This window comes from Pseudomonas oryzicola (assembly GCF_014269185.2).
Taxonomy (GTDB): domain Bacteria; phylum Pseudomonadota; class Gammaproteobacteria; order Pseudomonadales; family Pseudomonadaceae; genus Aquipseudomonas; species Aquipseudomonas oryzicola.
Genome location: NZ_JABWRZ020000022.1, coordinates 1 through 239, shown reverse-complemented (window position 1 = coordinate 239; position 239 = coordinate 1). Strand labels below are relative to the sequence as shown.

1 protein-coding gene is annotated in these 239 nt (G+C 56.9%); it reads right to left on the bottom strand.

Annotated elements, in window-relative coordinates; translation table 11 throughout:
* On the bottom strand, positions 1–212 hold a 212-nt coding region (locus HU760_RS24415; protein ID WP_225932901.1), incomplete at its 3' end, for an immunoglobulin-like domain-containing protein.
* Positions 213–239 lie beyond the last annotated feature (27 nt).

The following is a 239-nucleotide window of genomic DNA, read 5'->3' as shown; positions in this document are numbered from 1 at the left end:
TGTTCGAACTTGTCAGCATCAACCCCATCAACAGTAGCGATGGACTTCACAACCGGATCGTTGGTACCGGTGTAGACGTTGTCCGGCGCAGTGACGGTAGTGCTGCCGGAGGTGCTGTTCGCCGGAACAGTGATGGTGGTGCCATCATTCAGGGTGAAGGTCAACGCGCCGTGCTTGTCGATCGGCAGGCCATCTTTGTTGGTCAGGGTCACGGTGTAGGTGATTACGCCGCCTTCAGT